Source organism: Myceligenerans halotolerans (assembly GCF_054782975.1).
On sequence record NZ_BAAGRL010000002.1, the window covers coordinates 55,605 to 70,743 of the forward strand.

Annotated in this window: 10 protein-coding genes; 6 read left to right on the forward strand and 4 right to left on the reverse strand. The window is 73.4% G+C overall.

The genetic code is table 11. The annotated features are described in order from the left end of the window. Window positions 1-17 precede the first annotated feature (17 nt). Window positions 18-911 (reverse strand): hypothetical protein, encoded by an 894-nt coding sequence (locus ACYVK5_RS00315; protein WP_460701288.1) that lies wholly within the window; start codon window positions 909-911, stop codon window positions 18-20. A 202-nt stretch (window positions 912-1,113) separates the two neighbouring features. Between ACYVK5_RS00315 and ACYVK5_RS00320 the strand changes: the two genes are divergently transcribed. Together ACYVK5_RS00320 and dxr are read left to right on the forward strand one after the other, a co-directional pair. Then, window positions 1,114-3,915 carry a tetratricopeptide repeat protein gene (locus ACYVK5_RS00320; RefSeq protein ID WP_460701289.1) on the forward strand — a complete coding sequence of 934 codons (2,802 nt, stop codon included), beginning with the start codon at window positions 1,114-1,116 and terminating at the stop codon, window positions 3,913-3,915. 47 nt (window positions 3,916-3,962) lie between these two features. Continuing rightward, complete coding sequence (gene dxr, locus ACYVK5_RS00325; protein WP_460701290.1) at window positions 3,963-5,138, forward strand: 1-deoxy-D-xylulose-5-phosphate reductoisomerase; 1,176 nt, start codon at window positions 3,963-3,965, stop codon at window positions 5,136-5,138. Here dxr and ACYVK5_RS00330 read toward each other — a convergent pair. Continuing rightward, window positions 5,122-7,533: a hypothetical protein gene (locus tag ACYVK5_RS00330; protein WP_460701291.1), complete on the reverse strand. Its 2,412-nt coding sequence runs from the start codon at window positions 7,531-7,533 to the stop codon at window positions 5,122-5,124. The genes dxr and ACYVK5_RS00330 overlap by 17 nt on opposite strands. A 100-nt stretch (window positions 7,534-7,633) precedes the next feature. Between ACYVK5_RS00330 and ACYVK5_RS00335 the strand changes: the two genes are divergently transcribed. From ACYVK5_RS00335 to ACYVK5_RS00345, 3 genes are all read left to right on the forward strand, one after another. Beyond that, window positions 7,634-8,932, forward strand: a complete 1,299-nt coding sequence (locus tag ACYVK5_RS00335) for a M50 family metallopeptidase (RefSeq protein WP_460701292.1) — start codon at window positions 7,634-7,636, stop codon at window positions 8,930-8,932. A gap of 73 nt (window positions 8,933-9,005) precedes the next feature. Next, the gene (gene ispG / locus ACYVK5_RS00340) at window positions 9,006-10,148 is read left to right on the forward strand and encodes a flavodoxin-dependent (E)-4-hydroxy-3-methylbut-2-enyl-diphosphate synthase (RefSeq protein ID WP_460701293.1); all 1,143 of its coding nucleotides are present in this window, start codon (window positions 9,006-9,008) and stop codon (window positions 10,146-10,148) included. A gap of 11 nt (window positions 10,149-10,159) precedes the next feature. Beyond that, entirely contained in the window at window positions 10,160-11,095 is a 936-nt protein-coding gene (locus tag ACYVK5_RS00345; protein WP_460701294.1) for a GNAT family N-acetyltransferase, read from the forward strand. A gap of 26 nt (window positions 11,096-11,121) precedes the next feature. Here ACYVK5_RS00345 and ACYVK5_RS00350 read toward each other — a convergent pair whose 3' ends face one another. Then, window positions 11,122-12,018 (reverse strand): Fpg/Nei family DNA glycosylase, encoded by an 897-nt coding sequence (locus ACYVK5_RS00350; protein ID WP_460701295.1) that lies wholly within the window; start codon window positions 12,016-12,018, stop codon window positions 11,122-11,124. Between the two features lie 48 nt (window positions 12,019-12,066). On the opposite strand from ACYVK5_RS00350, the gene ACYVK5_RS00355 reads away from it, so the two are divergent. After that, window positions 12,067-13,890, forward strand: coding sequence for a proline--tRNA ligase (locus ACYVK5_RS00355; protein WP_460701296.1), 1,824 nt, complete (start codon window positions 12,067-12,069; stop codon window positions 13,888-13,890). A 7-nt stretch (window positions 13,891-13,897) separates the two neighbouring features. Here ACYVK5_RS00355 and ACYVK5_RS00360 read toward each other — a convergent pair whose 3' ends face one another. Continuing rightward, complete coding sequence (locus tag ACYVK5_RS00360; RefSeq protein ID WP_460701297.1) at window positions 13,898-14,995, reverse strand: DUF4439 domain-containing protein; 1,098 nt, start codon at window positions 14,993-14,995, stop codon at window positions 13,898-13,900. Window positions 14,996-15,139 lie beyond the last annotated feature (144 nt).

Here is a 15,139-nt window from a genome sequence, read left to right on the forward strand (position 1 = left end):
CGAAGGCGCCGCAGGCGTCAGCACGCAGGTGCGACGGGCCGACCCGTGCCGGTGCGGGTGTAGGCGTCCGAGACGAAGTGCCCCGGGCCGATCTTGTTCCACAGGGGAGTGCTGCCCAGGTGGCCGTCGACCCACTCGCCCCAGACGGTGCACTGGATGGTCACCCGGGTCCCGGCCGCGGCCAGGCCCGACCTCGCGTAGCTGGTGCCGGGCCCGGAGCGGACGTTGAGCGGCCATCTCGTCCCCGTGCGGATGGTGCCGGTGGGGCCGTCCCCGAGCCAGAGGAACGTGACGTCGACCCACGCGTTGTCCGTCAGGCCGAGTCCGTCGTAGAACATGCCGTCCGCGAGGTCGATCCCCGCGGGGTTGCGGACCACCCGCCCGAAGCCGTCCTTGCCGCCGTTGTGGTCGTCGTGGTAAGCGGCCTGTGCCTGGGGGACGCCGCGCGGCAGGTCGGCGAAGCGTTCGCGGTGGCGCGCGGAGTTCCAGTAGTTGTCGTCGATGTTCCACGGGCCCACGTCCCATACGGGTGCGTACTCGCAGCGCGCCGTCGCCGGTGCGCAGACGCGCACCGAATGGGCTCCCTGCCCTTTCTCGGAGAGGGCGTGCCGCGACGGCAGCGCGACGAAGTGGTCGTCCTCCCGGATCCGGTGGCCGTTCGCGGTGGTGTGACCGACGAGGCCCTCGCGGGTGGCGTAGACGCGGTAGATCGGGGCGCCGGAATCGTCGGTGGCGGTGTCGGTCCGTGCGGTGGCCGCGTGGCCGGCGTCCGCCGGGGCGGCGGCCGCCGGTGCTGCGACGGTGGCGACGGCGACGGTCGTGGCGACGGTGACGGCGGTCGCCGTGATGAGCGCGCTGCTCATCACCGAGAACGCCGACCTGCTCGGTTTCTGGTCCGTGTGAACGCTCATGCCGCGACGCTAAGTGACCTCAAGTTCAACCGCAACGTGAGAGTTGGCAACTGACGGCATCCTTTGAGTGGCTTTGTCGGTTGAACAGCCATATAGCGTGCAAGAAGGGAATCCTGGGCATGCTCGGCCGGGCGGGCGCGGCCCGGAGCGCATCACGCGCAAGACTGGAGTCGTGCCCACGCCGGGAGTTCACTGGGGCACCATGAGCGTGGACATCGACGGCCGGACAGGCCCCCAGGTGCTGGAACGTACGCGCACGGCGTGGCGGCGCATCGCGAACGCCGGACCCTTCCGGGGCCGTTCGTCCTCCGGCCCGGCCTGCCTCCTCGACCCGGAGCGGCGCGTCGTCCCCTACTCCGGCCGCGACGCCGACCTGGCCGAGCTGCTGGCCTGGTGCCGCGAGCCGCACTCCGTCCAGGTCCGGCTGACCACCGGGCTCGGCGGGGTCGGCAAGACGCGCCTCGCCGTCGAGGCGGCACGGCGTCTCTCCCGGTCCGGGTGGCGCTGCGCGTGGATCCGGCCGGCCGACGACGACACCGCCGTGCGCGCCGTCCTGTCGTCCGGCGCTCCGGCGGCCCGCAGGACGCTCGTGATCGTCGACGACGCCGCCTCGCGCACCGACCTCGCGGCCCTCCTCGCCGGGCTGCGCCCGACGGCGGGCGGCAAGCTGCGCGTGCTGCTGCTCGCCCGGACCGGCCGGGAGTGGTGGCACCGGCTGCGCTGGGCCTGCGACCTGTGGGCCGACGACGTACGCGCCTCCTCCACCCACCTCGCCCCGCCGCACGACCAGGACGAGCAGGCCGTCGTCACCGCCGCGGCCCGGGCGTTCGCACGCCGCCTGGGCACCTCCGCCCCGGCGCTGGCCGTGCGGCGGTCCGCTGACCGCGCGTGCCCGCTCGACCTGCACGCCGCCGCGCTCGTCGCCGTCGCCGACGGCGGGCCCGCCGTACCGTCGCCCGGGGAACCGCCGGTCCTGGTGGACCCCGCACGGGCGCTCGGCGTGCTGCTGGACCGGGAGCGGGACCGGTGGGCCGCCGAGGCCGCCCGCGCCGGCCTGCCCACGGACGACGTCGAGGACGCCGTCGCGGCCGGAATGCTGCTCGGCACCGGTTCGGACGACGCCGCACGGGAGGCCCTGCGCCGGACCGCGCCCGTCCTGGCGACCGACGCCGGCGTGTCCTGGCTGCGCGGACTGGCCGGCCCGGCGGGCGACCTGGGCTCCGCGGTGCCGCACCGGATGGTCGAGCAGCACGTGGCGAAGCGCCTCGCGGCCACGCCATGGCTCGCGGACGGCTGGACCCGCGGGCTGCCCGCCGCCGTGGCCCACCGGGTGGCCGTGACCCTCTGCTGCGCGCAGATCGACCCGCCGCCCGGGTCCGGGCGGGCACCGGTCGAGGCCGTGCTGCGCCGCGTCGTCGACGAGCTGCCGCCCGATCCGGCCGCGCTCGGCGGGCTGCTGTGCCTGCTCCCGCAGCATCCGGCGCCGCCCGGGGGCCTGATGGAGGCGCTCACCGCACGGATCCTGGACCTGGACGGCACGCCCGCGTCCTGGGCCGACGCCCTCACCCACCGCACACGCGCGCTCTGGGCACTCGGACGGCACCAGGAAGCGCTCCAGCCTGCCTCCGAGGCGGTGGCCGCGTGGCGCGTGGTGGCCGCCGAGGACCCGGAACGCTACGGCCGGTGCCTCGCACGATCACTGTGCGGACTCGGCACCGTCCGCACCAGCCTGGGCCGGCACTCGGACGCGCTCGCCGTGCTGACCGAGGCGCTCGGCATCCTGCGCACGTCCCCGCCGCGCGAGGCCGAGTGGGACGAGCCCGGGCTCGCGCTCGTGCTCCGGGCCATCTCGTCGACGTACACGGCCCTCGGCCGGTACGCGGAGTCCGACGAAGCCGGACTGGAGGAGGTGGCGGTACTCCGCCGGCTCGTGAAGCGCGACCCGGTCCAGTACGAGGCACAGCTCGCGTGGGCGCTGATCGGCAGCGGCCCGGCCGCCGACCTCGGCCGGCCGACGGAGGCGCTGGAGGCTCTGACCGAGGGGCTCGACCTGTGGCGCCGGCTCGCGCGCCGGTACGCGGTCGACTTCGAGCCGCAGCTGGCGTACGCGCTGTCGCTCCGCAGCTACGCGCTCGCCGAGCTGGGCCGCCTCGATGAGGCCGTCGTGGCCGAGACCGAGGCGCTGGAGATGCGCCGGCACCTCGCCGCGGCCGAACCCGAGCGGTACGACTGGGAACTCGCGCTCTCGCTCGCCCAGCTCGGCGCGCACCTGTCGGGCATGGGCCGCACCCAGCACGCCTACGCCCTCGAGACCGAGGCCCTCGCCACCCGGCGCCGGCTCGCCCGCCAGAATCCCCGCGCGTACACCTACATGCTCGCGTCCTCCCTCTCCAACCTCGGCGTGACCTGCTCGCGGCTGGGCAGGTTCGCCGAGGCCCTCCCGCTGGAGCAGGAGGCCGTCGCGATCCGCCGCGACCTGGCGGCCGAGGCGCCCGAGCGGTACGACCAGTACCTGGCCCGCTCGCTGTCGAACCTCGGCGTACGGTACTCCGACCTCGGGAAGCCCGAGCAGGCCGTGGAACCGACGAGGGAGGCCGTCGAGATCCTCCGCCGCCTCTCGGCCGACGAGCCCGACCGCCACCGGCCCGACCTCGCGTCGGCGTGCATGAACCTGGGGGCGACCTACGCGGACCTCGGCCGCGTCGCCGAGGCCGCGGAGCTCCTGCGCGAGTCCGTCGGCCTGCTGCGCGGCCCAGCGGCCCGGTACCCGGCGCGCTACCGCCCGGAGCTCGCCCGCGCCTGCTCGGCGTGCGCGTCACTCCTGGTGACGCTCGGCCTGGGCGACGAGGCCATGGAGCACGCCACCGAGGCCGTGGCGATCCGGCACGACCTGGTCGCGCTGCACGGCACCCGCTACCGCGAGGACCTCGACCTCTCCCTGGCGATCCTGTCCGAGGCGTGCGACCCGCGGAGCGTGACGTCCCCGACGGCCAGGCCCCGGTAGGGGCGACAGGGACCCGGACGCGACCCGCGGTCTGGGAGGATGGGCCCGTGCGCAGCGTCACCATCCTCGGTTCCACGGGTTCCATCGGCACGCAGGCGATCGACGTCGTCCTCCGGCATCCCGATCGCTTCCGCGTCGACGCGCTGAGCGCCGGCGGCGACGTCGCCGCCCTCGCGAAGCAGGCCGCCGAGCTCGGCGTGCGGGCCGTCGCCGTGGCCGACGCCGGCCGCGCGGGCGACGTCGACGAGGCGCTCGCCGCGGCCTGGGCCGCCGGTGTCGAGGCCCTGGCCGGGCCGGACGCCGCGACGGAGCTCGCGGGACGGGGGAGCGATGTCGTGCTCAACGGCATCACGGGATCCGTGGGCCTGCGGCCCACGCTGGCGGCGCTGGAGGCCGGATCCGCGCTGGCGCTCGCCAACAAGGAGTCGCTCGTGGTCGGCGGCCCGCTGGTGCGGGCCGCCGTACGGCGCCCGGGCCAGATCGTCCCGGTGGACTCCGAGCACTCCGCGATCGCGCAGTCGCTGCGCTCCGGGAGCGCGGCGGAGGTGCGGCGCCTCGTCGTGACGGCGTCGGGCGGCCCGTTCCGCGGGAGGTCGCGCGCCGAGCTGCGGGACGTGACACCGGCCCAGGCGCTCCGGCATCCCAACTTCTCGATGGGGCGGGTCATCACGACCAACTCCGCCACCCTGGTCAACAAGGGGCTGGAGGTCATCGAGGCGCACCTGCTGTTCGACGTCCCGTTCTCGCGCGTGGACGTCGTCGTGCACCCGCAGCAGATGATCCACTCGATGGTCGAGTTCGTCGACGGGTCCACCATCGCGCAGGCGGGGCCGCCGCGGATGCTCGTGCCGATCGCACTCGGTCTGTCGTGGCCGGAGCGGCTGGACGGCGTCGACGTGCCGATCGACTGGACCAGGGCCGCGAGCTGGGAGTTCGAGCCGCTGGACGACGACGCGTTCCCCGCGGTGCGGCTCGCCCGCCAGGTGGGCGAGGCCGCGGGCACGTTCCCCGCCGTCTACAACGCGGCGAACGAGGTGTGCGTGGACGCGTTCCACGACGGCGCGATCGGGTTCACCGACATCGTGGACACCGTGGCCGCCGTCGTCGATGCGCACGCGAGCGAGCCCGGCGACGCGTCGTCGGTCGCGGGCGTGCTGGCGGCGGACGCCTGGGCCCGCGAGCGCGCCCGCTCCGTCGTCGGACACGTCACCGGCGCGAGGTAGAGCCCCCCGCCGCGACGTAGAGGCGCAGCGCCCGGTCCACGGCGCCGACGGGCCGGCGCCGCAGGCGGCCGACCCACAGCTGGAACACCACCACCGCCACGACCAGCCCGACGATGCTCGACGCGATCGCCAGCGTCACGGGGAGCCAGCCCTCCCACACGCCGGCGTCGAGGGCGATGGTGAGCAGGGTGTGGAACACGGTGAGCACGGCGAACGTCGACACGGCGACCGTGAGGCCCTCCAGGGTGCGGCGCTGCTCCAGTGCCTCGCGCTCCTCGTGCTGCCGGCGGACGGTCGCCAGGCGTGCGGCGATGGGCTCGGCGAGCAGCTCGCGGAGCCGGCGGTCGAACTCGCGCGACTGGCGGGTGAGGTCGAACGCCCGCAGCAGCTCGGCCATCTGCTGGTACTCGGTGGCCGAGGCCAGCAGCGTCGGCGAGCTCACGACGGACATCGCGCGCCGGGCACGGCCCGCGAAACGGTGCAGCCGGAGCTGCTGCTGGCTGAGGTACGCGGTGCGGGCGGCGAGGTCCGTCTCCTCGGTCTCGGAGCGGCCGAGCATGTCCTCCACCTCGTCGAAGTACTGCGCCAGACGGGTGTTCCAGGCCGCGAGCATGCCGCCGATGCTGGCCACGAACTCCACCAGCGAGCCGTACTGCACCATCTTGAAGTGCGCCGTGTCGAACATGGCGATGGTCGTGGCGTTGGGCGTGACGGCCACGAGGTCGCCGGAGTTGCGCACCCCCTCCAGGAGGATCGGCTGGCGCTGCGGGAGCGTCCAGTCGACGAGCGACGTCGTGTTGTAGGGCACGGGCTGGAGCAGCGGCTGGTGGCCGTACGTGGCGAGCAGCTCGTCGGCGCTCGTGATCGGGCGCCGGTCCTGCGGCGGGCAGGCGGGGCCGCGTCCGGCGCTCGCCTCGACGACGAAGGTCAGGACGTGGGAGCGGCCGCGAGCGAGGTTCGCGCTGAGGGCCGGGCCGGGGTTGTCGGGCCTCTCCGGGGTGCGCCAGCCCTCGGGGCGGCCGGCGAAGTACGCGGCGATCGCCTCCTGGAGGCGGTAGGCGAGGTGGAAGAGGTGCACCGGGTGGTAGCCGGAGGAGTCGACGATCGACGCACTGGCGGCCGAGCCGTCCGGCTGGGGGATGTCCCAGTGCATCCGCAGGTCGTCGTGCAGGCTGGAGATCAGGTAGCGGGCGTCCCGGACCTCCTGGGGCCCGAGGAGCTTGCCGGTCTGCCGGAACCGGACGTAGTGGTTCCCCAGGTCGCCGAACCGGACCTCGCACGACAGGTGGGCCACGGGAGTCCCGTCGGGCTGGGTGACGCTGACGTCCGGCAGGTTCAGGGTCGCGCCGTCGAAGGCGCCGAACGGGTCCTCGGTGTCCCACACGTCGTCGAGCTTGAGGGCGGTGCGGACGGAGACGGCGCGGGTACCGAGCAGCTCGGGGAGCGTGTTGCCGACCAGTCCGCGGACCCGCTCGGTGGCCTCGGCGCCGTCGACCTGCGGCAGGCCGAACGGGAAGACGTAGACGGTGCGGCAGCGGTCGACGGTGAGCCAGTCGGCGCCCACCCCGGCGGCGAGCGCCTCGAGGTGCGCCCGGTGGGCGCGCAGTTCGCTGGCGAGGATGTAGTTGAGGCCGGGTGCCTGCTCGAGTTCCCGCAGCTGCTCGATCGCGTCGGCGAGGCCGGAGGGGTCACCGCCGAGCGTCGCCCTGGTCGCGATGGCGGCCTCGCCGACCGCCGTGAAGTAGCGGAAGCGGATCTGGGCCTGGTGCACCAGGTGGCCGCGCAGGCACGAGGTCTCGTCGGTGATCCGCCGGGCCGTCTCCTCCAGCCGGGCGGACGCCTGGACGGCGCGGTCCAGCATGATCACGAACCGGTCCACGTTGCCGGAGTTGCGTGCCGCGGCCACGTCGAGCCGGGCGCGGAAGGCGTCACCGAGCGCGACGACGGCGTCGGCCTCGCTGCGGCAGTGGCGGCACGGCACCCGGTCACGGTCGGCGATCCAGGCCCGGCGGAGGCCGGTGAGTGCGGCCGCGACCCGGCCGTGCCGGGCCGACTGCTGGGAGGCGTCCTCGGCGATCGACCAGAGGTACAGGCCGAGGAGGGCGGGGCCGCACGGCGTCTCGACGACCTGCTCGAGGAGTTCGGCGGCCCGCTGGATGCGCGGGTCGTCGGGGTCGGTGTGCCGGCGGCGGGAGGCCCGGGTGGCGCCCATGTTCCACCGGGGCGCGGCCCAGATCCGCGGGATGTCGAATCCCATGCCGCGCAGCCGGCTCGCCAGGGGCGAGGCGTGGTCGGCGCTCACGCGAGCCTCTGTGTCGAACACCGCCTCGGCGATCTGGTCGAGGTCGGCGGGCAGGTGCGCGCGGTGCTCGTCCAGGTCGTTCAGCTCAGCCATGAGCGCAGGCTATTCATGCCCTCATGTTCTGGTCAACGAAAAGCAAACTACCGACGCGGGGCCCTCCCGGGCTGTCAGACAGGTGTCGTAGGCTCGCCGCGTGAGTCTTCTTCCCTGGGTGGCCGGCTTTCTCGTCCTGCTGGTCGGAATCGTGGTGTCGATCGCGCTGCACGAGATCGGGCACATGGTGCCCGCCAAGAAGTTCGGCGTGCGCGTCAGCCAGTACATGGTGGGCTTCGGCCCCACGCTCTGGTCGCGGGTGAAGGGGGAGACCGAGTACGGCATCAAGGCGATCCCGCTGGGCGGCTACGTGCGCCTGGTCGGCATGATGCCCCCCGCCCCCGAGGGGAAGGAGCCCGGGCGCGGCGCGTTCAGCCGGCTCATCGCCGAGGCCCGGGAGCAGTCGAACGAGGAGGTCCGGCGCGGCGAGGAGCACCGCGCGTTCTACAACCTGCCCGCATGGCAGAAGATCGTCGTGATGCTGGGCGGGCCGGTGATGAACCTGGTGATCGCGACGGTGATGATCGGGATCCTGATCGTCGGGTTCGGGCAGATGCAGGTCACCACCACCGTGGGCCAGGTGTCCGAGTGCGTCCCGGCCGCCGTGACCGTGGCCACCGTCGACGACCCGGACTGCACTGAGACCCCCGTCCCGGCCGCGGAGGCCGGCCTCGAGCAGGGCGACGTCATCACCCGGTACGACGGCACCACGGTGACGGACTGGGAGCAGCTGTTGGGGCTCATCACCGCGACCGGGACGCGCACGGTGCCCGTCGTCGTGCAACGCGACGGCGCCGAGATCGAGCTGACCGTCACGCCGACCGTCGTCGACAAGCAGGTGGACGAGGACGAGGCGGGCGAGCCGGTGCTGGAGGCGTCCGGGTTCATCGGCTTCAGCCCCCTGCAGGACCGCGTCCGCGGCGAGTGGTCCGACGTGCTGCCGCTGGTCGGCGAGGGCACCTGGGAGACCATGAAGATGGTCGCGACCCTCCCTGTCAGGATCGCCGACACCGCCCGCCAGGCCTTCACGGACGAGGAACGGTCCGTCGACTCGGTCCAGAGCGTCGTGGGCGTCGGGGTCATGCTCGGCGACGGCTTCGCCTTCTACGACGAGACGAGCGAGCGCGTCGCCTGGGCGATCGGGATCCTCGGCAGCCTGAACATCGCGCTGTTCGTGTTCAACCTCATCCCGCTGCTCCCCCTGGACGGCGGTCACGTGGTCAACGCGCTCTACGAGGGCGTCAAGCGCGCACTGCACAAGCTGCGCGGCCTTCCCCGGCCCGGACCGGCCGACGTCGCACGCCTCACCCCGGTCACCTACGTGGTCTTCCTCGTGCTGCTCGGACTCGGCGGCATGCTGATCATCGCGGACCTGGTGGATCCCGTGCGGATCACGTGATCCCCGCCACCGCGTTGTGGGTGGGCCGCCCGGAACATGGATACTGGACACCGTGACCGCGATCAGTCTTGGCATGCCAGCAGCACCGCCGCCCGTCCTCGCCCCTCGCAGGAAGACCCGCAAGATCCGGGTCGGCAAGGTCGAGGTCGGTGGCGACGCGCCCGTCAGCGTCCAGTCCATGACGACCACTCCCACCACCGACATCAACGCCACGCTGCAGCAGATCGCCGAGCTGACGGCGTCGGGCTGCGACATCGTGCGGGTGGCCGTCCCGACGATCGACGACGCCGACGCGCTGCCGGCCATCGCGAAGAAGTCCCAGATCCCCGTGATCGCCGACATCCACTTCCAGCCCAAGTACGTCTATGCGGCGATCGACGCCGGCTGCGCCGCCGTCCGCGTCAACCCGGGCAACATCCGCAAGTTCGACGACCAGGTCAAGGAGATCGCCGCCGCCGCGAAGGACGCCGGCGTCTCGCTCCGCATCGGCGTCAACGCCGGATCGCTCGACAAGCGCCTCCTCGAGAAGTACGGCAAGCCCACCGCCGAGGCCCTCGTGGAATCCGCGGTCTGGGAGGCGAGCCTCTTCGAGGAGCACGACTTCCACGACTTCAAGATCTCCGTCAAGCACAACGACCCCGTCGTCATGGTGCGCGCCTACGAGATGCTCTCCGAACGCGGGGACTGGCCCCTGCACCTCGGCGTCACCGAGGCCGGCCCCGCCTTCCAGGGCACCATCAAGTCCGCCACCGCGTTCGGCGCGCTGCTCAGCCAGGGCATCGGCGACACCATCCGCGTGTCCCTGTCGGCCCCGCCCGTCGAGGAGGTCAAGGTCGGCAACCAGATCCTCCAGTCGCTCAACCTGCGCCCCCGCAAGCTCGAGATCGTCTCCTGCCCGTCCTGCGGCCGCGCCCAGGTCGACGTCTACACGCTCGCCGAGAAGGTCACCGCCGGCCTCGAGGGCATGGAGGTCCCGCTCCGCGTCGCCGTCATGGGCTGCGTCGTGAACGGACCGGGCGAGGCCCGCGAGGCCGACCTCGGCGTGGCCTCCGGCAACGGCAAGGGGCAGATCTTCGTGAAGGGCGAAGTCGTCAAGACCGTGCCAGAGTCGATGATCGTGGAGACCCTGATCGACGAGGCGATGCGGATCGCCGAGACCATGCCGGCCCCCGAGAACGACGCGCAGGCCGGCGCTCCCGTGGTGACGGTCGGGTAGGTCCACGAGCCATGGCCGCCTCGCGCACCCCGCTCCACCCCCGCGGTGGCGTGCGGCGTGCGCCTGCGTCCGGCCCCCCGGCCGAGGCCCGCGTGCTCGGCACTCCCGACCTGCCCGAGGCGCTCGCCGTCTGCTACACCGAGCCGGTGGCATCGGTGCTCGCGGCATCGCGGCTGGAGATCGCCACCCGCTCCGGGTTCACGGCCGCGGGCGGCCAGGTCTGGGGGTTCCCGGCCGCGGGCCCGCTGGAGGCCGTCTGCTGGGCCGGGGCGAACCTGGTTCCCGTCGTGCCGGAGGCGCTCGCCGGGGACCGGCAGGACGCCGCGGCGACGGCGTTCGCCGCACTGGCGCGTGCGCAGGGCCGCCGGTCCAGCTCGATCGTCGGGGAACGCGAGGCGGCGCTCGGGCTCTGGGACGGCCTGGAGCGCTACTGGCCCGCGCCGCGGGAGATCCGCGTCGACCAGCCGTCGATGGCGATCAGGCGGCGGTCCGACATCGCACCCGACCCCGCGTTGCGGCGCTCCACCCTCGCCGAGCTCGACATGGTGCTGCCCGCGTGCGTGCGAATGTTCACCGAGGAGGTGGGATACTCGCCCGTCGCCGGCGGGGGCGGCCCGTACGTGCAGCGAGTGCGATCCCTGATCGCGGACGGCCGGTCGTTCATCCGCACCGAGACCACTCCCCGCGGACGCGAGACCGTCGCGTTCAAGGCGGAGGTCGGCGCCGTCGCGGGAACCGTGGCCCAGATCCAGGGCGTCTGGGTGGACCCTCTCTTCCGGGGGAGGGGCTGGTCCGAGGCCGGGATGGCGGCCGTCGTGGAGGTCGTGCGCGAGAGCATCGCCCCGGTCGTCTCCCTGTACGTGAACAACTACAACGAACGGGCGATCGCGGCGTACCGCCGCGTCGGCTTCGAACAGGTCGGGACGTTCGCCACGGTCCTGTTCTGACGACCGGCGCCGCGCCACGCGGGGTACTACTTCAGGAGGCGGGACATCCGCCTGTCCGCCAGGATCTGGCCGTTCGTCTGGCAGGTGGGGCAGTACTGGAGCGAGCGGTCCGCGAAGCTCACCTCGTGCACCGTGTCGCCGCACGGCGTCCCGTCCCAGCCCGGACACGGCGCGCCCGTGCGTCCGTGCACGCGCATCCCCGCCCGCTTCGCGTCCTTGAGTTCCTTGGCCGGCTTGCCCGACGCCGCCTGGATCGCCTCGGCGAGGACCTGCCCGATCGCGGCGTGCAGCCGGGCGGTCTCCTCCGCGGTGAAGGACCGCGTCAGCTTGAACGGGCTGAACCGCGCCGCGTGCAGGATCTCGTCCGAGTAGGCGTTCCCGATGCCCGCGATCACCGACTGCTCCCGCAACAGGCCCTTGGCTTGCTGATTCCTCAAGGCCAGCAGCCGTCCCAGCGCCTCGGGAGTGAACGCGGGGTCCAGGGGGTCGACGCCGAGCGAGGCCACCATCTCCACGTCGTCCGGGCGCCGGACCGTGTGGACCGCGAGCCGCTTGCGGGTCCCGGCCTCGGTCAGGTCGAACCCGGAACCGTCGTCGAACCGGACCCGCAGCGCGATGACCGCGCCCTTGCCCGAACCGCCGAGCCGCGGCCTGACCGGCGTGCCCGGCAGCTTGTCCGACCAGCGCACCCACCCTCCCCGCGACAGGTGGAACACGAGGTGCACGGCGCCGGACGCCGCCATGTCGAGCCACTTGCCGTGCCGGGCCCAGCCCTGGACGGCTCCGCCGGTGAGGGCCGTCACCGGCGGGTCCACCGTCTTCAGCGCGGCGATGCTGCCCACCTCGATCCCGGCCACGGTGCGGCCCGCGGTGCGCTCGCCGAGGTACCGGACGAGTGCCTCGACCTCGGGGAGTTCCGGCATGGGCCCATCCTCGTCGGTTGTGATGCCGTCCGCCAGTAGAGTTGCCCCATGTCATCCGCACTTCGCTCGGGCGACCTGCTCCGCATGTCGTCCCTCTTCGTCCGTACGCTCCGTGAGGACCCGGCCGACGCCGAGGTCGCCAGCCACCGGCTGCTGGTCCGCGCCGGCTACATCCGCCGGGCCGCCCCGGGGATCTACACCTGGCTCCCGCTGGGGCTGCGCGTGCTGGGCAAGATCGAGAAGGTCGTGCGCGAGGAGATGAACGCGATCGGCGGCCAGGAGGTGCACTTCCCGGCGCTGCTGCCGCGGGAGCCGTACGAGGCCTCCGGACGCTGGACCGAGTACGGCGACGGACTGTTCCGGCTCAAGGACCGCAAGCAGAACGACTACCTGCTCGCGCCGACGCACGAGGAGATGTTCACGCTCCTCGTCAAGGACCTGTACTCGTCGTACAAGGACCTGCCCCTGGTCATCTACCAGATCCAGACGAAGTACCGCGACGAGGCGCGTCCCCGCGCCGGCCTGATCCGCGGGCGCGAGTTCGTCATGAAGGACTCGTACTCGTTCGACGTGCACGACGCCGGCCTGGACGCGGCCTACACCAAGCACCGCGACGCCTACGAGCGCATCTTCACGCGGCTCGGCCTCGACTACGTCATCGTCTCGGCGATGTCCGGCGCCATGGGCGGCTCGAAGTCCGAGGAGTTCCTCAGCCCGTCCCCGATCGGCGAGGACACGTTCGTGCGGTCGGCCGGCGGCTACGCCGCCAACGTGGAGGCGGTCGTCACGCCCGTTCCCGAGTCCCTGCCGTACGACGACGCCCCTGCCGCGCACGTCGAGGACACCCCGGACACGCCGACCATCGAGACGCTCGTGGCCTGCGCCAACGCGCAGCACGCGCGGCCGGACCGCGCCTGGACCGCCGCCGACACCCTGAAGAACGTCGTGCTCGCGCTGCGCCAGCCGGACGGGCAGCGGGAGTTGCTCGTCGTCGGGCTGCCGGGCGACCGCGAGGTCGACCTCAAGCGCCTGGAGGCCGCGGTCACGCCGGCCGAGGCGGAACCCGCCACGGAGGAGGACTTCAAGGCCCACCCCGAGCTGGTCAAGGGCTACCTCGGACCGCAGGTCCTGGGCCCCCAGGGCGCCCAGGTCGAGGGGGACGACGGCGAGAAGCGCTCGGCCGTGCGCTACCTGCTCGACCCGCGCGTCGTGCCCGGCACCCGCTGGATCACGGGCGCGAACGAGCCGGGCCGCCACGTGTTCGACCTGGTGGCCGGTCGCGACTTCACCGCGGACGGCACGATCGAGGCGGCCGAGGTGCGCGCCGGTGACCCCGCGCCCGACGGCTCCGGCCCGCTGGAGCTCGCGCGCGGCATCGAGATGGGACACATCTTCCAGCTCGGCCGCAAGTACGCGGAATCGCTCGGCCTGACCGTGCTCGACGAGAACGGCAAGCAGGCCGTCGTCACCATGGGCTCGTACGGCGTCGGCGTGACCCGCGCGCTGGCCGCGCTTGCCGAGGCCAACCACGACGGCAAGGGCCTGGCCTGGCCGGCGCAGATCGCCCCGGTGCAGGTGCACCTCGTCGCCACGGGCAAGGGCGGCGAGATCTTCGAGGCGGCCGAGAAGATCGCCGGCGGGCTGGTGGACGCGGGCGTCGAGGTGCTGTACGACGACCGGCCCAAGGTGTCCCCGGGCGTGAAGTTCGCCGACGCCGAGCTGCTCGGCGCGCCGCTGCTCGTCGTCGTGGGCCGCGGGCTCGCCGACGGCGTCGTGGAGGTGCGGCCGCGCGCCGGCGAGGCGGAGCGGGTCCCCGTGGAGGACGCGGTGACCGAGACCGTCCGCCGCGTCGAGGAGCTCCTCGAGGGCTGACGATTCCTCAGGAGGCCGCCTGCTCCGGCAGGCCGGGGAAAGGGCTCATGGGCGCGCCCCACGAGTTCCGCGTGATCGCCGAGTCCGTGAGCAGCGCGACCACCACGGCGCGGGTGTCGGTCTCCGCGCGGCCGACCAGGCTCGCGTAGTCGGCGGCGATCCTGCCCTCGGCCTGCAGGACGACGTCCTTGCTGGTCACATCCGGGCCAGGGAGCTCGTAGGCGGCCCGGCGCGGGTCCGTCTCCGTCCCGTCGACCCCGGCGACACGTGCCCAGCCCTCGGCCCGCCGGCGGTGCGTCCGGGCGCGGTCCGCGAGTCGCTCGGCGACCGTCTCGTCATCGGCCTGGGCGGCCCGGACCTCGAGCACGTACGCCGTGGAGTCCTCGGCCAGGACCACCGTGACGAGGTCCTCCTCCGCGAGGCCGGCCGGCGGCGTCGTCGGGCGGGCGGACGGCGTGAGCGCCGCGGTCGTCGTGTCCGACTCCTCCGTCCCGGCGGCGTCGTCCGGTTCCGCGGACTGCGGCGCCGGCGCCACGTCGCCGGTGCCCGGGACGACCGGTGCGGTGTACGCGGGCTGCTTCCTGCCGGTCGCTCCGGCGAGCTTTCGCGCCGACAGCGTCTGCGCCGCCGAGATCGACGCGAGCAGTCGTGCCAGCGGGCCGTCCTCGCAGACGTCCGCGGCGGTGGCGCTGCGGGCGGCCGCGTCCGTCAGGGTCGTGAGCACCTCGGCGGCCCCCGGCGGCTCCTCGGCGGGCTCGGACGGCGTGGGGCTCGGGGGATCGGTCTCCAGACCGGACCTGTACTCGCCGCCGAGCTGGTCCGCGTGTCGTCGCGAGACCTCGGCGATGCCCGTGAGTGTCTCGGCGACCTTCGGTCTCGTGCTCTGCAGCGCCGCGACGGCCTCGGCCTGGTCGGCCACGTGGAGCGCGTCGTCGACGGCGGTGCGACGCACGATCTCGACCGGGTCGGGCACCGGCTCGGTCGGCGGAGGGGAGTCGAAGCGCACTCCGCACCCGCTCAGCAGCAGCGCACAGGCGAGCGCGATCGCCACACGACCGCGTGATCGTGCGGTGCGTCGGGACGGCGCGACCGGGTTCGGGTTCATCGTGCCTGATGATGCCACGTCTCCCCGAAGGGCTCGTGCATGTCCCACGTCACGTCGCTGCGCCTGCGCCCGGTGTGCGCGGCACCGTAGGCTGAGCGCAGTAGACAACAGCACACCGGTCGGGTCCTGGCTCGAGCGGTACCC